Source organism: Ruegeria sp. AB9, assembly GCF_056542585.1.
Window position 1 is genome coordinate 19849 of record NZ_JBQGAA010000013.1, and the last position, 19273, is coordinate 39121.

18 protein-coding genes are annotated in these 19273 nt (G+C 55.5%); 1 reads left to right on the top strand and 17 read right to left on the bottom strand.

All coding sequences use genetic code 11. The annotated features are described in order from the left end of the window. Window position 1: 1 nt before the first annotated feature. The 13 genes from ACR0K5_RS19795 to ACR0K5_RS19855 form a co-directional block, all read right to left on the bottom strand. On the bottom strand, window positions 2-1309 hold the full coding sequence (locus tag ACR0K5_RS19795) for an ATPase (RefSeq protein ID WP_480631261.1): 1308 nt from the start codon (window positions 1307-1309) through the stop codon (window positions 2-4). A 115-nt stretch (window positions 1310-1424) separates the two neighbouring features. Beyond that, window positions 1425-1970, bottom strand: coding sequence for a prepilin peptidase (locus ACR0K5_RS19800; RefSeq protein WP_480631262.1), 546 nt, complete (start codon window positions 1968-1970; stop codon window positions 1425-1427). A 2-nt stretch (window positions 1971-1972) separates the two neighbouring features. Further along, the gene (locus ACR0K5_RS19805; RefSeq protein ID WP_480631263.1) at window positions 1973-2824 is read right to left on the bottom strand and encodes a tetratricopeptide repeat protein; all 852 of its coding nucleotides are present in this window, start codon (window positions 2822-2824) and stop codon (window positions 1973-1975) included. 30 nt (window positions 2825-2854) lie between these two features. Further along, window positions 2855-3382 (bottom strand): tetratricopeptide repeat protein, encoded by a 528-nt coding sequence (locus ACR0K5_RS19810; RefSeq protein ID WP_480631264.1) that lies wholly within the window; start codon window positions 3380-3382, stop codon window positions 2855-2857. 63 nt (window positions 3383-3445) lie between these two features. Next, window positions 3446-4429: a type II secretion system F family protein gene (locus ACR0K5_RS19815; RefSeq protein WP_480631265.1), complete on the bottom strand. Its 984-nt coding sequence runs from the start codon at window positions 4427-4429 to the stop codon at window positions 3446-3448. Between the two features lie 10 nt (window positions 4430-4439). After that, a complete protein-coding gene (locus tag ACR0K5_RS19820) occupies window positions 4440-5408 on the bottom strand; it encodes a type II secretion system F family protein (protein ID WP_480631266.1) in 969 nt (322 codons plus the stop codon). A gap of 11 nt (window positions 5409-5419) precedes the next feature. Continuing rightward, a complete protein-coding gene (locus tag ACR0K5_RS19825) occupies window positions 5420-6862 on the bottom strand; it encodes a TadA family conjugal transfer-associated ATPase (protein WP_480631267.1) in 1443 nt (480 codons plus the stop codon). Window positions 6863-6886: 24 nt separating this feature from the next. Further along, window positions 6887-8122 carry a CpaE/TadZ family protein gene (locus ACR0K5_RS19830; protein ID WP_480631268.1) on the bottom strand — a complete coding sequence of 412 codons (1236 nt, stop codon included), beginning with the start codon at window positions 8120-8122 and terminating at the stop codon, window positions 6887-6889. Window positions 8123-8321: 199 nt separating this feature from the next. Further along, complete coding sequence (locus ACR0K5_RS19835; RefSeq protein ID WP_480631269.1) at window positions 8322-8951, bottom strand: OmpA family protein; 630 nt, start codon at window positions 8949-8951, stop codon at window positions 8322-8324. A 17-nt stretch (window positions 8952-8968) separates the two neighbouring features. Next, a complete protein-coding gene (locus tag ACR0K5_RS19840; RefSeq protein ID WP_480631270.1) occupies window positions 8969-10375 on the bottom strand; it encodes a type II and III secretion system protein family protein in 1407 nt (468 codons plus the stop codon). 194 nt (window positions 10376-10569) lie between these two features. Next, window positions 10570-11448: a Flp pilus assembly protein CpaB gene (gene cpaB / locus ACR0K5_RS19845; protein ID WP_480631271.1), complete on the bottom strand. Its 879-nt coding sequence runs from the start codon at window positions 11446-11448 to the stop codon at window positions 10570-10572. A 287-nt stretch (window positions 11449-11735) separates the two neighbouring features. Beyond that, window positions 11736-11963 carry a hypothetical protein gene (locus ACR0K5_RS19850; RefSeq protein WP_480631272.1) on the bottom strand — a complete coding sequence of 76 codons (228 nt, stop codon included), beginning with the start codon at window positions 11961-11963 and terminating at the stop codon, window positions 11736-11738. Between the two features lie 313 nt (window positions 11964-12276). Further along, window positions 12277-12504 (bottom strand): Flp family type IVb pilin, encoded by a 228-nt coding sequence (locus ACR0K5_RS19855; protein ID WP_480631273.1) that lies wholly within the window; start codon window positions 12502-12504, stop codon window positions 12277-12279. A 353-nt stretch (window positions 12505-12857) separates the two neighbouring features. On the opposite strand from ACR0K5_RS19855, the gene ACR0K5_RS19860 reads away from it, so the two are divergent. After that, window positions 12858-13724, top strand: coding sequence for a lytic transglycosylase domain-containing protein (locus tag ACR0K5_RS19860; protein ID WP_480631274.1), 867 nt, complete (start codon window positions 12858-12860; stop codon window positions 13722-13724). A 34-nt stretch (window positions 13725-13758) separates the two neighbouring features. On the opposite strand, the gene ACR0K5_RS19865 is transcribed toward ACR0K5_RS19860, so the two are convergent. The 4 genes from ACR0K5_RS19865 to dprA all read right to left on the bottom strand — a co-directional run bounded on the left by ACR0K5_RS19865 (window position 13759) and on the right by dprA (window position 19112). Further along, a complete protein-coding gene (locus ACR0K5_RS19865; RefSeq protein WP_480631275.1) occupies window positions 13759-14385 on the bottom strand; it encodes a 3-oxoacid CoA-transferase subunit B in 627 nt (208 codons plus the stop codon). Continuing rightward, the gene (locus tag ACR0K5_RS19870) at window positions 14385-15089 is read right to left on the bottom strand and encodes a CoA transferase subunit A (RefSeq protein WP_480631276.1); all 705 of its coding nucleotides are present in this window, start codon (window positions 15087-15089) and stop codon (window positions 14385-14387) included. The genes ACR0K5_RS19865 and ACR0K5_RS19870 overlap by 1 nt, the downstream gene beginning before the upstream one ends. A gap of 91 nt (window positions 15090-15180) precedes the next feature. Further along, window positions 15181-17820, bottom strand: a complete 2640-nt coding sequence (topA, locus tag ACR0K5_RS19875; protein ID WP_480631277.1) for a type I DNA topoisomerase — start codon at window positions 17818-17820, stop codon at window positions 15181-15183. A gap of 167 nt (window positions 17821-17987) precedes the next feature. After that, window positions 17988-19112, bottom strand: a complete 1125-nt coding sequence (gene dprA, locus ACR0K5_RS19880; RefSeq protein ID WP_480631278.1) for a DNA-processing protein DprA — start codon at window positions 19110-19112, stop codon at window positions 17988-17990. Window positions 19113-19273 lie beyond the last annotated feature (161 nt).

Below are 19273 nucleotides of genomic sequence, written 5' to 3' on the forward strand. Positions count from 1 at the left end.
GTTATTTGACGATTTTCTCGTCTTTTACGAACATGTTGGCCCAGGCTCGGTCGATCAGGTCCGGGCTCATCTGATAGGGAATGCCTTCGAACTCGCAGATCGAGATCATCTGGTCGATCAGGAAGATCGGCTGATAGTTGGCATAGATGTTGTTGATGGTTGGATACTTGACCTTCAGCAGGTGCACCAGCGCCGCCTCGTCCAGCGGCATACCGCGTTTGCGGGCCACCATGGCAAAGATTTTCAGGAAGTTCTCCTGGTTCGGGCCGTCAATCTTGATCTTGAAAAAGATCCGTCGAAGGGCCGCTTGGTCGAAGATTTCGTTCGGGTGGAAGTTGGTCGAGAAGATGACCAGCGTGTCGAAAGGCACTTCGAATTTCTCACCGGATTGCAGCCCGAGAATATCCTTGTTTTCTTCCAACGGAACGATCCAGCGGTTGACCAGTGCCTGCGGCGGTTCGGCCTGACGGCCAAGGTCGTCCACGATGAAAATGCCACCGGTCGACTTCAGCTGTAACGGGGCCTGATAGGTGCGGGCGGTTGGGTTATAGACCAGATCCAACATGCTCAGCGAAAGTTCACCGCCGGTTACAACGGTGGGCCGTTCGCACTGAACATAGCGGGAATCGAACCGTTTGCGACGACGCAGACTGTTGGGATCATCCGGTTCCTGCTCGATCGCCGTGTGAACGATCGGATCATAGACCGTAATCACCTGACCCGCGTATTCGATGGCGTAGGGTACATAGACGTTGTCCCCGAGCGCGTCACGTATGCCGTTCGAGATTGAAGACTTACCGTTGCCCGGAGGGCCATACATCAGGATCGACCGACCGGCGCTGACCGCTGGGCCCAGGTGGTCCAACAGGCTGTCGGGCAGAACCAGATGACCCATAGCGCCAACCAGTTGGTCTCGTGTGACCTGAATGTTGCGGATCGACTGACGCTTGACCTGCTCGCGATAGACATCCAGCGGTACGGGCATTGCACCGAAGTATTCCGACTGGCTCAGCGCATCCAGTGCGCGGGCCTTGCCTGCATCGGTCAGTTGATATCCCATCTCGTTGCCGCTGTTGGCGTTCAGCGTTCCTGTCGCTTCAAGCAATTTCTGATCACGCGCGATATCGACCAGTTCCTGAGTGACTGAACCTGGAAGACAGATGGCTTCGGCCACTTCTGATACAGTACTGGCGTTTTTGCGGAAAATTGTCTTCAGCAGAATATCCCGCATCATCACCAGCGGAAGCTTCATTTCGCCCAGACCCTTGGGGGTGGGGGGAGCCATAACAGAGGAAGTCTGCATATTCATGCGCGGTGCTCGTCCATCAAAATGTCACGCCAGTAACCCAAAAATGGGCGTCTTGAAGAAAATGACGCAGCTTTGTGGCGGGACAAAGGCAGGGACAAGGCGCGCTGATGATAGTTTACGATCCGAGAACAGTGCCCAAAATCAGGTACATGGCCAGCGATCCACCCAGCGCAAACCCCATCGGAAACTGTTTGCCCCGATCCCAGCTTTCCCAATGCGGCGCAATGGTGCGCAGCTTTGTGATTTTTGCCAAACGGTGCGTGACCACGGCGGCCAGAATGCAGGCGGTCAGGATAAGCAGCACAAGCTTGAGATCGCCTAGCCAGACAAACGCGGCTGCTGCTGCCAGAAACTTGGCATCGCCTGCACCCATCGCCCCGGCAGCGTTCAGGATGATGCCGATAATCAAAACCACAGCGACATGCAGCAGTTGCCAGAAATAGATCGGCATCGATACGGTGAATGGCCCCAGGTTGCCGCTGAGACTGCCAGTAGACCAGGGCGGGATAGCGATCAGACCGATTACTAAATAAACCAGTGTCAGCGCCACGACTGCATGGTTCTTGATCCGCATCTCACGCATATCCGTGAATGCCACGTAAAAGCAGATCGGCAGCACAAACGGCAGAAACCAGGCCGCTGCCACCGCGGGTATTTGCATGGTCAGGCCCCTTCAAGTGCCCGAAGCGAGCGGACGGCCTCGTCGAAATGCTGCGGGTGGGTTGAAATGGCTTCACGGAACAGGTTTTTGGCGGTTGTTACATCGCCTTGTTTGACTGCTGAAATACCCATTGTGTTCAGCAAACGCGCCCGTTCGATCTGAGTCATGGGGACAACCGGCAGGCTATAGTTGCCTTGCGCCGATCGGGCCAAAACCAGATTGTTCTTGGCGGTAAACAGCGAGCTGTCCTGGCGGATCGCGTCTGAGAACAGCCGCTCAGCTTCGGCATACTGGCCGCGGGTCAGTTTGGAATAGCCCCAGTTGTTCATCACACTGCCCGGACGTGTCGTCAGCCCGACAGCAGTTTCATAGAAATGATCTGCCCGCTTCCACTCTTTCCGGGAATCCGCAACCACCGCTTCAAGGCGATAACGTTTGAAGGTTTCAAAGGTCGGAGGAACCGAATCCAGAACCGTTTTTGCCTGCGACCAGTCGCCGTTCCGGACCAGCGCATCCGCGTATTCGACCTTGTCCGCAGCGTTCGTACCGTTCATCGTTGTCACGCGCTTCCACGCGGTCGCTGCCTCGGTGGTGCGTTTGGCACGGCCCAAAGAAATTGCCAGTCCGCGTTGAAGATCAATCCGGTCAGGGTTTTTAAGGGCGGCACCGTGGAAATAGGTCACCGCCTCATTTGGATCAGCGGCACTCAGAAGCACATCGTTCAGGTTGGTTTCGTCAATAACGTTCACTTCCTGAAATGTGCGTTCAACCTTTTCCTCTTCGGTTTCCTTTGCACAAGCCGACAGGACTAGACCACTGATAATGACAGTCGGAATCAAGAATTGTTGGCGCATTTTTTGCGTCCTTTACTGCTCTCGCCTCAATTACTGGATCTTGCGTAGCGTGAATTGCCCGTCGCCAAGCTGCTCCAGCGTATATTCTTGTTGTTCTTGGGGAGTATTATTAACAGGATTTTCCATTTTTGCGAGTGCTAAGCGCAGATTGTCCCGGATTGCGTCACTTTCGCCATTGTCCAGAGCATAGGCCCGCTGAAACACCTGCGCGGCCTCAGGGTATTCCTGTTTCTCCATCAGCAGGACACCGAGATTGTTCCAGGCCACTGGCCAGTCCGGGTCGTCTTCGACTGCACGGCGCAGCAGTTTTTCGGCCTGTCCCAAGCGGCGTAATCCGACATTCGCGGTACCCAGAGAAGTCAGAACCTGTGTCGTCATGCCCTGATCAAGCGCGGCGCGCGAAAAGCTCTCCAGCGCCAACTCATATTCCCCGGCCGCCATCAACCGGTTTCCAACTGTGATGCTGTCTTCTGCCTGAGCTTTTGTATCAATTCCTGGTGCGTCCAGACCGTTGGGCGACTGCCCTTCTGTGCAAGAAGCCACCACGGCAAGAACCATGGTGGCCTGGAAAATTCGGCGAAACCCGGAAGGGAAGCACCTAAATTCAGCTTTCATAGGGTTTTATCCGCCCGCACGCCCGAAACTCGAAATGACATTCGCCGACGGGCCAACCAGAATGATCAGCAGCGGCGGCACTGTCAGCATCATTGTGACAAGAGTCATCTTAGTTGGCAACTTGTTCGCGGCCTCTTCAGCGCGCATCACACGTTTGTCGCGCATCTCACCGGCATAAACCCGCAGCGCCTCGGCAATCGACGTACCGAATGTCGCCGATTGGATCATTACGGTAACAAACGAATTCACGTCCTGCACACCACAACGCACGCCAAAATCGCGCAGGACTGTGTCTTTGTCCTTACCGGCTTTCATTTCATACGCGACAGTTTCGAATTCCTGAGCGATATCCGGATAAGACGCGCTCATTTCGCTGGCCACACGTACAATGGCCTGATCCAGCGATTGACCCGCTTCAACGCAGACCAGCATCAGATCAAGCGTATCAGGAAAGCCGGCAGTAATTGCTTCTTTCCGTTCTTCAACCCGGCGCGTAATCCAATATTTTGGTGCGAAATAACCTATCGCGCCCGGGACAAACACCCGGATCATCATCTGTTGCCCGGTAAACTCCTGGCCGCCGGAAAAAACCGTAACCAAAAGAACACCAACGAAAATGCCAAGGATACCCAGAGAAAACTGCGCGAAATGGAAGAACCGGACCGAATCCTTTGACCGGTAGCCCGCCTGGCGCAGTTTCAGCTCAACGGCTGAGTACTCTTCTTCGTTTTTCGGTTCCAGAAAAGTTGCGAACTTCTCAAGCTGTTCGTTTCGGCTTGTATTTCGAAGCTGCTCTTTCTTTCCCTTTTTTTGCTTTTGAGGGGCCGCATTCGATCTTTGCAGTTTCTTCAGGGGGTCTTCCGGCTGCTTAATCATCAGCGTGACAGCGACCAGAACCATAATCAGGCCAAGTACACCGACGATGATCAGGGGGCCAAACTCGCCCAGGTGCCGGGTCAATAGGTCATTGATACTGGTCAGAAATTCCATGGTACTGCCCTCAGACCTTGATATTGGTGATGATTTTCATGACGATCAGGTTCAGTGTCAGCAGGATAGCAACAACAAAACACGCGGGAATAAACCACGGGTGATCCAGTACCTCATCGTAATAGCCCGGGTCCTTGACCAGAATGAAAATCAGACAAGCAACGGGAAACCCGGACAGGAACTTGCCGGACCATTGTGCCTCGGCGGTGATCGCCTTGACGCGTCGGAACAGGCGAAAACGTGCCCGGATTACCTGTGCCAATCCGGCCAAAATCTCTGCAAGGTTACCGCCGGATTGCTGCTGAATTCCTACGGCCACAGCCAGAAAGCGCAGATCCTGCATATCCAGACGTTCAGCCATGTCCTTCAGCGCCTCGCCCACATCGCGACCATAGGCGCATTCATCAGCGATGACGCCAAATTCGGTTCCCAACGGGTCCTGAACTTCGTTTGAAACCACCTGAATTGTCGAGACAAACGGATTGCCGACACGCAATGAGCGCACCATCAGTTCAACCGCATCAGGCAGTTGTTCTTCGATCATCCCCATGCGTTTCTTGGCTTTGTGGTTGACCCACGCGTAAACACCGCCAATACCGATTGCGATGGAAATTGCGATGCGCAGCGCTGTGTCCGTAGCGGTGCCGATGCTCAGGCCAACAAAGGCCATGGCCGAGACCAGACCCATGATCATGATCAATTGGCGTGGAGAGAACGCGATTGCTGCCTTTTGCGCCTTATCCGCCAGCAGCGAATACAGAGGGATGCTCTGAGATTTCATATGCTGCTGCATCTCTTTGCGCAGCTGCTCCAGCACCTGTTCGCGTCCGGCACCCTTTTCCAGCATGTCCAGACGGCGATTGACCCGGCTGTTCAGGCTGATGGACTTGCCGAAGGCGACAAGATAGATGCCCTCGACCAAGGCAAGGACCCCCACAAAGATGGCGACGTAAATGATCGCCTCCATAGGCAGTTGCATACCCGGTTCTCCTACATTGTGGTTGGGTCGTAGATGGATGCTGGCAGATCAAAACCCCACAGGCGGAAACGCTCTGAATAGTGGCTGCGTACGCCTGTCGCGGTGAAGTGACCGATGATCTTGTTATCGGGTGTCAATCCAACACGTTGAAAACGAAAGATTTCCTGCATCGAGATGACGTCGCCTTCCATGCCGGTGATCTCGGTGATCGAGGTCATCCGGCGCGAGCCGTCCTGCAGACGGCTGGCCTGCACGATCAGGTTCACAGCCGACGAGATCTGGCTGCGAACAGCCTTGATGGGCATTTCAATCCCGGCCATCGCGATCATGTTCTCCAGACGCGAAATACCGTCCCGCGCCGAGTTGGCGTGGATCGTGGTCATCGATCCGTCGTGGCCGGTGTTCATGGCCTGCAACATGTCGATCACCTCAGCGCCACGGGTCTCGCCCACGATGATGCGGTCGGGGCGCATACGCAGGGCGTTTTTCAGACAGTCGCGCGGGCTGACTTCGCCTTTGCCTTCCACGTTGGGCGGGCGGCTTTCCATCCGGCCCACATGGGTCTGTTGCAGCTGAAGTTCCGCCGTATCCTCGATGGTCAGGATGCGTTCGGCGTCATCGATAAAGCTGGACAGGGCGTTTAGCGTGGTCGTTTTACCCGAACCGGTACCGCCCGAAACGATGATGTTCAGACGGGTCGAGACCGCAGCTTGGAGATAAGCGGCCATTTCTTCGGTGAAGGCACCGAAATTGACGAGATCGTCGATCCCCAGCTTGTCTTTCTTGAACTTACGAATCGATACCAGCGAGCCATCAACCGCAATCGGCGGCACCATGGCGTTGAAACGCGAGCCATCGGCAAGACGGGCGTCAACGTAAGGATTTGATTCATCAACACGACGTCCCACAGCGGAGACGATTTTGTCGATGATCCGCATCAGGTGCTTTTCATCCTTGAAGGTAATGTCGCTGATTTCAAGCTTGCCGGCGCGTTCCACAAAGATCTGTTGTGGGCCGTTCACGAGAATATCGTTCACCGTATCGTCCTGCAGCAACGCCTCGAGAGGACCGAGACCAGTCACCTCGTCATACAGCTCTTTGTTCAGCTGAGACCGGTCTTCGCGGTTCAGAACGATATTTCTGGTTTCAAGAACTTCGCTGGCGATTGCACTGATTTCGGCACGTAACTCAGATTCGCCCGCGTTTTCCAGCGCGGCCAGGTTCAGGTTTTCCAGTAGCTCGCGATGCAGTTCGATTTTGATCTCACCCAGCCGCTCTTTGCGTTTGCGGTCCCGGTCTGAACCCGCGACCTCACCTGCAATCTTTTTCACGGGTTTGCGTGCCACCGCCGTCGCAACAGGCGCCTCTTGCGCAGCGGGCGCTGCTGTTTCGGCGGGCTGCGCAGGTGCTTTTACCGGCTGCGCTGCGGGCTGCTTCTTGTATCTTGAAAACACGGCTTATCCCCCCTTGGGACGATGTTACGCAGCTTCTTCGGCACTGGTGCCGAGGCTGTGAAGCGACTTTGCCAGCTTTGCGATTTCCCGGCGCAGCGGATTCTTGGCTGCGGCATTTGCCAGAGGCAGACCATGATCACCACTTTGCATGACCGGCTTGCCGCCGTCAGGCAATTGCAGGTCGATGGAGATTCCAAGGCTTTCTCCCATGCGTTTCACACGGCTTTTCCCGTTCAGATCGGTAAACTTGGGCGCCCGGTTCAGCGCAAAGCGCAACTTGTTGAACGGCAGCTCCTCGGCCTGCAGTGCACGCTTCAGACGCAGGGCATTCTGGGCGGACCGCATGTCCAGCTCAATCATGGCGAAATACACATGGGCGGCCTGTAAAACCGTTTCCGACCACAGGACCAGCGTCTTAGGCATATCAACAATGACGTAATCGAAATGCGCACGCGCCATGTCAATCACGCGCTGGATGTCTTCCGGCGTAATCAAATCCAGCGGTACCATATCGGAAGGTGCGGTCAGAACCTGCATTTTTTCTTCATATGTTTGAAGAGCTTGCGAGAACACTTCGCTGTCCATCGCATCCGTGTCCGACAGCATTTCGAACACTGTTTCGCGTCGGGGCAGGTCCAGATAGGTTGAAACGGTGCCGTATTGCAGATCCAGGTCGATCAGGCAAACAGATGGCGCTTCTTTGTCAGAAGCACAGGCCAGTTCCCAGGCCAGGTTAACCGCCAGCGTCGTTGCTCCGACACCGCCTGCCAGACCCTGAACGACAAACAATGCGCCTTCTTTTGATTCGCCACCCGTCAAGGGAACAGCAGCCGCTTGCGCCACGGCAACCGGATCCGGTTGCTTCATGCGTTCAATGGCTTCCTGCAATTCGCCTTCCGGAAGAGGGTAGGGCACAAATTCGTCCGCGCCCTTGCGCAGCAATTGGTGCAGCGACGCCGGAGTAACGTCCTCGGCGATCAGGACAACTTTTACCTTCTTTTCCTTGGCTTGTGAGATAATCTCACCCATCAAGGACAGGTTGTCTTCATCTTCTCCGTCGATAGCAAGTGCTACGAATTCCAGCGTTTCGGCTTCGGGTTGACTGAAAAACGCCAACGCTTCTGCAAATCCCAGATCACCCCAGCGCTCGCCCAGGATGGCTTCCATGTCTTCGATCAAAAGGTCGAAATTCTGGACATCCCGACTGATGGTGCAGGCCAAGATTGCAGTATTGTCGTCTTGCGGCGTTGCGCTGGTCATAAACACTATCCTCGTCGTGAGGGCTCAGCATGTCATATGAACGAAATCCGCCAGATTGATGTGCTGTCGCCCCAATACGGTCAAATTTGGCCGCAGGTCACCCTATTGTTCACAATGTTGCTCTGAAGTTGGGCAAGAATTGGGCGCAAAAGAACCAATTGTAGGGAAATGGGCGACGATGTCGCCCATTTCGATTGTATTATCCACCGCCAGCGGTGTCTTCAGCTTTCACTTCCTGGATCGTTGTCTCGAATGTCGCGCTTTCAACGTATTCCCGGTAGATGACTTCCGCGTATTTCCCGTCCAGAAGCTGTTGATTGCGATCAACAAAACCTGAAACCTCGGTTACCGTTCTGCGGTTCCGGCGATCCCGATTCTGCGTTGCGACCAGCGGCTGTGTCTTGCCAAAAGAGACCACCGCTTCAAGGCGCGAGCGCGAGATGCCCTGTTGTCCCAGAAACGCGACGACAGCCTGCGCACGGCGAAGGCCGAGGCTTTTGTTGTAGCTGGTCGATCCCACAGCATCTGTATGACCATAAACGCGGAATCGGGCTTCGGGGAACTGTTTGATCCAGTCAGCCTGCTGCAACAGAATGCGCTGAGCCGAAGCATCCAGTTGCGAGCTGTTGAAGGCAAAGTTCACCTGGCTGGGCACATCCGCTGCAAACCGGCGGCTGAGAATCTGCGCGTAGGTCAATTCACCGCTTTGAACCTGGACGTTGTTTAGTGTCGCATTGCCAAAAGTACCTGTATCGATCTCGTACCCGGCCTCGCGCGTACATGCGGCGACAGCGACCGAAAGACCCAGTGTGATAATCCACTTCTGCATTGGTCCTATCCTCCTGATCAATCTAGGACGTAGCCGTAGGAGCTGCCGAAATCCTGCCTGGCAACTTCTGATGCTCCGCCGGCCCCGGTACGCTGTGTGCGCGCCACTTTGCCGTTCACGAACAAGTCAAATTCGCTGGGAGGTTTGACCCGATCTGTTGGAAGCGCAAGAGCTTCGCCCCGCGTCGGTGAAACCAGATGCGCAGTGATGATGACAACAAGTTCGCTTTGTTCGCGCTGATAGTTTGCACTGCGGAACAGCGCTCCCAAAACCGGCACATCACCCAACCAAGGGACCTGGTTGCTGAGATCTGCGAAATCGTCCTGAATCAGACCTGCAATAGCAAAGCTTTCACCGTCCCGTAGTTCAATCGTGGTGTTAGCCCGGCGGGTGATGAAACTCGGAACCGAATCACCGTTGATGGTGAAGTCCGAACTGTTATCGATGCTTGAAACCGCTGTCCCCATTTCAAGGTTGATCAGATCGCCATCCACGACCCGCGGGATGAAGTCCATCTCAACGCCGAAGGCCTTGTACTCAATGGCCACAACGCCATCATCCTGCGGAACCGGGATCGGAACCTCGCCACCGGCAAGGAATGATGCTTCCTGACCGGACAGGGCAGACAGATTGGGTTCAGCAAGACTACGTGCTAAGCCCTTGGTTTCAAGGGCTTCCAACAACAGCCGGACCTGCGTTGATCCAGCACCGAATCCAAACAGGATCGCGCCGGTATTTGACTGGATGGTCGGAATGTTGTCTGCCAAAGCGTTGTTTAGTGCGAACTGGTTGTTGAGCGTGTTGAAGCCACCGGTCACATCACCACCGCCGAAGCCAAGCGACGCCGTCAGGCTTTTGGCAACAGAGCGGTTCATTTCCGCAAAGCGAACTTTCAGCATGACCTGCTGAACGCCGCCGACGGACATCAGATTTGAGACACGTTCGGGTGCATACCGCTCGGCCAGTTCCAGCGCGCGCGCCAGTTTGGCTGAACCGGAAACAGTACCGGACAATACGATACCGTCATTAGCGGTGCGAACCTCAATCGGTTCGTTGGGCAGGATCTGACGTAAGCGCTCTTTGAATTCCGTGACATCGGGTGCGACACGAACGCGTACATTGGCCAGAAGATTTCCTGCACCATCAAACAGCGTCAGCGTAGTCAGGCCCGGGGCCTTACCCAAAACATAGATTGTGCGGTCCGACAGCGAAGAGATATCTGCAATGCCCGCGTTGGCAATGCTGAGCTCTGCAAAGGGTTGCTCACTTTCTACGACAATCGCACGGTTCATCGGGACGTCGAGTGTTTCCACAGTCCCCTTTTTTACCACACGTAAAGTTTCAGCCCGGGCGGTGTCGCCGATAGGGGCCATAACAAGCGACAACCCCAGCAGGGTTGCGCTGATCCAGGAACGTACTGTCATGTGACCTGCCTCTCCGATCACGCCTCATTTTTTGGGTCTTATGCCCTATAGGGGGAGAGACTGCGCGAAATCCGAATTTATTGCAATAATCAATGGTTTCCGGAAGTTTCCTTATGTGGGGAAATGGCAACAATCACAATAAAATGAGCCGCACCCATGGTGCGGCTCTGAACCTGTAACATTCTGAATTGGCGTCAATTTGTGCAGGGGATGGGCACGTTGACGATCTCGCCACCGCGGCGAATTCGCGTTGTGCAGACCTTTTCAGCTTTTGCCTCGGGTTCCGGGGCTGCTTCCTGAATTCCCAACAGCTTGCGTTGATCCACTTCAATCGTAGACGCAACGGATTCATCCTGCACCCCAACCAATGCCAGGGAAAGACGCCCCGTGTTTTGGGCCTGCGCCAATGCGGCGACCTGTTCCGGCGTGGCGGCAACCGTAACAGTGCGTGCGATCGTTGTGTTGGCGACGTCTGAACCAGCGGTCTGGTCGACGGCGATGAGTTGCACATTGGTCTCAATCAGACGAGTGATTCCACCGCTGCTCCCCTCGATCGTTCCACTGGAGCCGGTCCAGTAAATGTCGACGTTATCGCCGGGCCGCAAGAAACCAGAAACGCCAGAGGCCACGTCAACGCTGATCGCAAAGGCACGCATACCCTTTTCCAGACGTGACGTCAGGCCGGCTTTCTCGCCTGGTCGGGTGATCTTGACCTCCATGATCGCTTCGTCCTTTTCCATTGTTCTCAAAACGAAACGCTCATTCGCGCCGCTTTGGGGGAACAGGACCGTGAGATCAGAGAATGTACCTTCCGGAATTGCGTTTTCCGGCCAGTCAACAGCGCGGATATCTTCCTCAGTCAGTCGCTCGCCGTATTTCAGTGCGCGATTCGAGACATATACAGTAACGGTCGGAATAACATCGACTTTGGCATTGGCCAGTGCTTCTTCCGCAGCGAGTCTCTGACGTGCCAGCTCGTTTTGATAAGCCGCAATATAATTGCGCGCCATGTAAACGGCGCCCCCAGCCAGAGCAACGCCGACAATCAGGACAAGTCCGAATACTGCTCGCATGCGTGTACCTCATTATTTTGTTTGGTCGATTACTTAGCGGCCAAGGAACAACATTGAAACAGCCTATTTGTTAACTTCAAATTGTGTCGAAATGTGGGACAAATCAGCCTTGCCGTCAGATTCTGCGCCGCCTTACGCACAATTCCGCGTTGGAGATGCGGTGGTCGTCCCCGCGTAGCATCAGATCGAGCGAAACATTAAAACGCCGCGCCCCTAGGGTCGCAGCGCTTTACGTCCGGCCGGTCGGATGAAAGGCCCAAGGAATTCATAAAAAAACCTGTCGAGGTTTAGTTGGTTCCTTCTGTAACAAAACCGCCGGGGGTGGTGTTTGAGCCAGTGCTGACAACGGAGGAACTCATGGCTCCATTGATGTCCCCACCCAAGCCGTTAACGCTTGAGCTGATTACCAGGTAGGTCGCGCCAGACAATCCGATGACCACAGCGGTCAACACCACCCAGTCAACTGTTACCGCTCCTGTCTCATCTGATTTGAACCGATTTAGGAAGCTGAGCATACGCTTATCTCCAATGTGTTGTCCCAGTCTTTCTCACAACGTCTCTTATAACTGGTTCGCCCGAGTGGCGGAAATCAGGCTAAATGTTGATTTTGTTAGAAAAACGTAGGTTTCTGCACTTTCGAGGGTCTTTTTTTGTTTTGAAAAGTGCAAAGTACAGGATTTTGGATTGTTTGAAGGGGTGCCCAAGTTGCCGTGCTGTCCAAGAGTATTGGCCTGAATTCAAATTTGTAGATTATACGCAGGCAGTATTGAAGAACAAAAAAACCGCGCCTGGAAGGCGCGGTCCTGTAATCTTTCGAAAGCAAAAAACTTAGTTGGTGCCTTCGCCGGTGATACCACCTGTGGTGGTGTTGCTGCCGGTGCTCAGCGTTGTGCTGTTCAGTGCGCTGTTTACGTCTGTTGCCAGACCGGTCGCGCCTGCGGAGATTTGGTTGTATGCAACGGCAGCCAGGCCGATGACTGCTGCGGTCAGAACAACCCAGTCAACTGTTACTGCGCCATCTTCGTCTTTGCGGAAGTTCTTGATGAACTTGATCATGTTACGTCCCTCCTAAAGGATCAAAAAGAGTTTAACAAACCTCGGCGTCTTTCAGAGCATTCTCTCTCAGTCCGCTCATGTCCGTCTCGGTATGGGACTATGTTTGACTGTTGGGCGTGGCAGGAATTGGGCCAAACGCCGATTTTTTTTCGAGCGGCTTAACTTTTTGGTTATGAATTTTATAAATCATTGAAAATAAACATTAAAAAAATCATCACATCTAAATCGAAGACCCTGTAGCGATGCAAAATTGCGCCAAATGAGGCGAAATTGCCCCATTTCGCTTTGTTTTTCTGGCCTTGCGGGAAGATTCGGGGTTCAAATCGCGTAAAAAGAAAACACGAGGCAGGCAAATGAATCTCCGGAACGCACTCCAATGCGCCGGTGTGCTGGCGTTTCTGATATCGGGTACCGCATCTGTAAATGCGACCGAGGTAGAGCCGCGCGGCGTATACAAGCGAGTCAAAGCGCCCAAGCCCGGCGAACGCCCGCGTGTAAACGTGCAGATCACACCGGAAGAGCATGCAGCCAACCCTTCTGCGCCCAGTACGGGCACTGAACTGGTGGTTCCCGAAATCATTGCGCGAACAAAAGTCGCTCCGCCATCGGTGCCGGGTGCGGAAGTCAAAAGAGATCCGAAAGGGTCGTACAAGGCATTTTGGAATCGGATTTCGCCAAACATTGATGAAGGCGGGGCCGGGCGGCTTGACGCAGCTATCAACGCCTTGGCCGCGACCAATGTCAGATCACCGCGACTGCAATCGCTGCAAAACATAGCTAAAGAGCGCGGGATCGAGATTTTGCGCTCGACTGTGGGAACAAATGTGTCACCCGCGTTGGTGCTGGCTGTAATTTCGGTGGAATCAGCTGGTCGCGCAGACGCCGTCAGCTCTGCCGGCGCGCAGGGGCTTATGCAGTTGATGCCCGCCACAGCGGCCCGGTTTGGTGTAAAAGACAGCCTGCAGCCCTCTGAGAACATCGCCGGCGGTGTGAAGTACCTCAACTGGCTGATGGAAGAGTTCGGAAATGATCCGATTCTGGTACTGGCTGGATATAACGCGGGTGAAGGGGCAGTGCGCAAACACAGCGGCGTGCCGCCTTATGCTGAAACCCGAGACTATGTGCCAAAGGTCCTGGCCGCGTTCCAGATCGCGCGGGCCTTGTGCACGACGCCGCCGGATCTGATTTCCGATGGCTGCGTTTTTCAGACCTCAAACTGAAAAAGGCCCGCCGTGATCCGGCGGGCCTTCATGATCAGGAAACGATTGTCGCCTCAGTGGCGGCGCGCATCTCGTCTTCGCTGACACCTTCTGCCAGTTCGACAATTTTCAAACCGCCATCGACCACATCAAGCACACCCAGATTGGTGATAATGCGATCCACGACGCCTTTACCGGTCAATGGCAGGGTGCATTCCTTCAGAACCTTGCTATCGCCGTGCTTGTTGGTGTGATCCATGACGACGATCACTCGGCCGACGCCTGCGACCAGATCCATTGCGCCGCCCATACCTTTCACCAGCTTGCCGGGAATCATCCAGTTGGCCAGGTCGCCTTTCTCATCCACTTCCATGGCACCCAGAATCGCAGCTGCGATCTTGCCGCCGCGGATCATGGCAAAGGATGTGGCACTATCGAAGTAAGCCGTGCGGGACAATTCGGTGATTGTCTGCTTGCCCGCATTGATCAGGTCAGGGTCTTCTTCACCTTCAAAAGGAAAGGGACCCATGCCCAGCATGCCGTTCTCGGACTGGAGGGTGATGTCCTTGTCACCCACATAGTTTGCCACCAGCGTCGGGATGCCGATTCCGAGGTTCACATACATGCCGTCTTCCAGTTCCTCTGCCGCGCGTGCGGCCATTTGATTGCGGTCCCAGGGCATTATGCTTCCTCCTTCTTACGGATGGTGCGCTGTTCAATGCGCTTTTCGTGATCGCCCTGAATGATGCGATGCACATAAATGCCGGGCAGGTGAATGGAATCCGGTTCCAGTGAACCGCGCGGAACGATCTCTTCCACTTCAGCCACGCAGATCTTGCCGCAGGTCGCCGCAGGAACGTTGAAGTTTCGGGCAGTCTTGCGGAACACGAGGTTGCCGGTGTCGTCGGCCTTCCAGGCTTTGACGATGGCCAGATCGGCAAAAATACCTTCTTCAAGGATGTAGGTCTCGCCGTTGAAGTCCTTGTGCTCTTTGCCATCGGCGATCACGGTTCCAACACCGGTTTTTGTGTAGAAGCCGGGGATACCCGCGCCACCGGCACGCATCCGTTCCGCCAGAGTGCCCTGAGGGTTGAATTCCAGTTCCAACTCGCCGCTCAGATACTGGCGCATGAATTCGGCGTTTTCACCGACATACGAGCTGATCATCTTCTTGACCTGCTTGGTCTGCAGCAGGATGCCGATGCCGAAATCGTCCACACCGGCGTTGTTCGACGCAAAGCTCAGGTTTCTGACGCCCGATTCCTTGATGGCCTCAAGCAGCAACTCCGGAATGCCGCACAGGCCAAACCCGCCTGCGGCAATCAGCATGCCATCCGACAGCACCCCATCGAGCGCTTCGGTGGCATTGGCATAGACTTTCTTCATGGAAAACTCCCCCAATGACATGGTGATGGGCAGGTTGTGCCGCCACGTCATAGGGAAGTCAATGAAACCAAGGGGGTGTTGGTATTTCTACCTACCCAGCTGCCTTCTTAGTCGTCTTTTTGGCAGCGGCTTTCTTCTTTGGCGCTGCTTTTTTCTTGGTGCCCTTCTTGGCCGCGCGTTCGTTAACCAGTTCGATGGCCAATTCTTGTGTCACGTCTTCGGGCTTGATGTCCTTGGGGATGGTCGCGTTGACCTTTTCCCATTTCACATATGGTCCGTAACGCCCGTCGAGAACTTGCATCGCACCGCCGTCGGGATGCTCGCCCAGCTCTTTCAGAGGTTTCGCGGCGGCTCGTTGTCCACGACCGGGGTTGGCGCGCTTTTCGGCCAGCAGTTCAACGGCGCGGTTCATGCCGATCTCGAACACGTCGTTGGGGTCCTTGAGGTTGGCATAAACCGGTTTCGCCTCTTCCGGCAGCTGATGCATCAGATAAGGACCGAACCGCCCGAAATTCGAACTGATCATGCCACCCTCAGGGTGTTCACCGATCTGACGGGGCAGGGACAGCAAAGTCAGCGCCTTGTCCAAATCCATGTCATCTTTGCTCCAACCGCGTGGAAGCGATGCGCGCGGGGGCTTTTTGTTCTCGGGCGTGGGTTCGCCCCGCTGAACGTAAGGACCGAACCGTCCGGATTTCAGCCAGATCTCATCGCCAGCATCTTCGCCCAGCAGTTTTTCATCACCTTCCGCACCCTCACCGGCAATCGGGCGCGTATAGGTACATTCCGGATAATTTCCGCACCCAACGAACCCACCCGTACGAGAGGTCTTCAGGTGCAATTGACCGGCACCGCATTTCGGGCAGATACGCGGATCGGATCCATCCTCGCGCGGCGGGTACAGCTGAGGTGCCAAAGCTTCGTCCAGCTTGTCCAGCACTTCAGAGATGCGCAGCTCGGACGTCTCGCCAATCGCGGCTGAAAAATCACGCCAGAATTTGCCCAGCAGGTCCTTATAGTCGCGGTCGCCGGCGCTGACGTCATCCAGCTCTTCTTCCAGATTGGCGGTGAACTCATAGCCCACGTACTGCCGGAAAAAATTCAGCAGGAAAATCGTGACAATCCGCCCCTTTTCCTCGGGGATCAGCCGGTTCTTGTCCTTGCGTACATATTCCCGGTCCTGAATCGTCGTTACGATCGAGGCATAGGTCGAAGGTCGTCCGATCCCCAGCTCTTCCATCCGCTTGACCAGCGTCGCCTCGGTATAGCGCGGAGGCGGCTGGGTGTGATGCTGAAGGGCCAGAACGGATTCGTTCTCGGACAGGATCGCCTCTTTCGCGACCTTGTCACCGCTGTCGCTGGTCGCCTTGGCGAACTGATCCTTCAGGGAAGTCTTGGCAAAGCGTGCAGGATCGCCCTGCATGATCTGCGGCAGGCGCTTTTCGTCCTCGTCTGCCACGTCGTCACGGCCTTCTTCGTAGACTCGCATAAATCCATCGAACATCACGACCTGACCGGTTGCACGCAGGCCAACCTGACCGTCGGCGCTGCCAATCTCGACCGTAGTCCGCTCCAGACGGGCGGCTGCCATCTGACAGGCGATGGTACGCTTCCAGATCAGATCATAAAGCTTGCGCTGGTCTTCGTCCGTGACCTTCAGTGCCTTGGCGTCGCGCGACATATCCGTCGGGCGGATACATTCGTGCGCTTCCTGTGCGTTCTTTGCTTTGTTCTTGTAGATACGCGGACCGTCCGGCACATATTCTGCGCCAAAGCGATCCGCGATGGCATCCCGTGTTGCCGCCACGGCCTCGGGTGCCATGTCGATGCCGTCGGTCCGCATATATGTGATATACCCCGCCTCATAGAGCCGCTGCGCCACTTGCATCGCATGGCGTGCACCCATACCGAATTTACGGCTGGCCTCTTGTTGCAAGGTTGACGTCATGAATGGCGCGCTGGGGTTTCGAGCAGCGGGCTTGGCCTCGACTGAAGTGACGCTTAGCGCGCGGCTGGTGACGGCTTGTACCGCCAGTTCCGCCTGCGTGGCGTTGGCCAGATCATGTTTGTCCAGCTTTTTACCCGCCAGCGTGACCAGTCTCGCCTCATAAGTTTGCCCTCGCGGCGTCTCGAACAGTGCTTTGACCGACCAGTATTCGACAGGTTTGAATGCCTCGATCTCCATCTCGCGTTCGACAATCAGGCGCAGGCAGACGGACTGTACGCGGCCCGCGGATTTCGCACCTGGCAGTTTGCGCCACAGAACCGGAGAAAGATTGAAGCCCACCAGATAGTCCAGCGCGCGGCGGGCCAGATAGGCTTCGACCAACGGCATATCGACCTGGCGCGGGTTTTGCATTGCCTGAGTGACAGCCTCCTTGGTGATGGCGTTGAAGGTCACACGGCTGACAGGCGTGTCCTTCTTGATTGACCGGCGTTTGGTCAACGCCTCCTGCAGGTGCCAGCTGATCGCCTCGCCCTCACGATCGGGGTCAGTGGCGAGGATCAGCGCGTTGTCTTCTTTCAGCGCGTCGGCGATGGCCTTGACATGCTTGCGGCTGTCATTGCCTACCTCCCATTTCATCGAAAATTCATGCTCAGGATCGACTGATCCGTCTTTTGGCGGCAGGTCCCGCACATGGCCGTAAGAGGCCAGAACAGTGTAGTCGGGGCCAAGATACTTATTGATTGTCTTTGCTTTGGCCGGAGATTCTACAACAACTACAGGCATTTAAGGGGAAACCTCGCTCGACGAATTTGGCGCCTTCTATGGTGGTGCAAAATGTGTGGGGCAAGCAGGAATTGTCAATGCGTTCCTTTTGCAATTGGAAAAGCGTCATGATTTCAGCGTGCTAGCACAGACACTCAGAAGCCGGATTGACCTGGGCAAAGGTTCGATCAGCCTGCCAGCGACAACAGGCCGCCGGGTTGGCGCTGGATTCGCCCATCCAGTTCAAGGTCAATCAGTACCGGGCCAAGCTCACCGGCTGTGGCCGCGATATCACGCAACAATTGATCTTCGGCGATGGGCGAGGGGCCGAGCCGCTCGAGGATTTGCACATGCAGGGCTCGTGCAGGGCGTGTGATTGGTTCAGGGGGCGTTTCGGGTGATTGAGAAAACAGATCGTTCATCTGGGGCAAGGCTTCAATTACATCATCGGCGGATCGCACCAGCGTTGCGCCATCGCGAATCAGCAGATTGCAACCGGCGGCCCGCGCATCGAAAGGGTGACCGGGCACGGCGAGAACTTCGCGCCCTTGATCCAGGGCGTCACGCGCGGTGATCAGGCTGCCGGATTTGGCAGCGGCCTCGACCACCACAACGGCCTGCGCGAGGCCCGAAATAATCCGGTTGCGGCGCGGGAAGTGCCGCGCCTGTGGTGTCACGCCCATCGGTTGTTCTGAAAGCCGCAAACCTTTGGAGGCGAGGTCGTGGGCCAGTTCCGTGTTTTCGGCAGGATAGATCACGTCGACCCCACCTGCCATGACTGCGATGGTGCCGGTACCCAGCGCTGCCATATGCGCAGCAGTATCAATGCCACGCGCCAGACCAGACACAATCACGTGCCCTTTACCGCCCAGTTCAGAAGCCAATCCACGCGCCATGCGCGCGCCGAGCGAGGAACAGTTCCGCGCACCGACCATCGCAATCGCGGGTTTTTGCAGAAGTGAAACGTCTCCAACTGCCCAAAGCAGAGGGGGGGCATCGTTCAGATTATTCAAAGCCTCGGGGAAATCAGCGGACCCAAGGCACAAAAGCCGCGCTTTAGCCGCTTTTGCGGCCTTGAGTTCCGCCTCGATCACGCCGGGGGGGCAGGATTCATACCCTTTTATACCGGCAGCGCGTGCCATTTCGGGCAGCGCGGCCAGCGCGTTCTGCGCCGAGCCATGTTCGCGCAGCAGCCGACGAAACGTCGTCGGACCAACCTTGCGAGAACGCAACAGGCGAAGCCACGAGAACCGGTCCTCTTCCGTGGTGGGTGGGAGTGGGGGGTGATTGGAAGAAAGCTGCTCTTCGGTCATCCGGTGCTCCGCCTTGTTGCAGAACTGGTTTACGGGATGGGCGGTTAACAGCTTGTGAATCGTCGAAAATTAGAAGCGATTTTTTGTAGCATTGCTGAACCAAATATCGGTAAGTATTTAAAAATAAATAAAAAAATTAATATCCCGCCTGTGTGACTGCT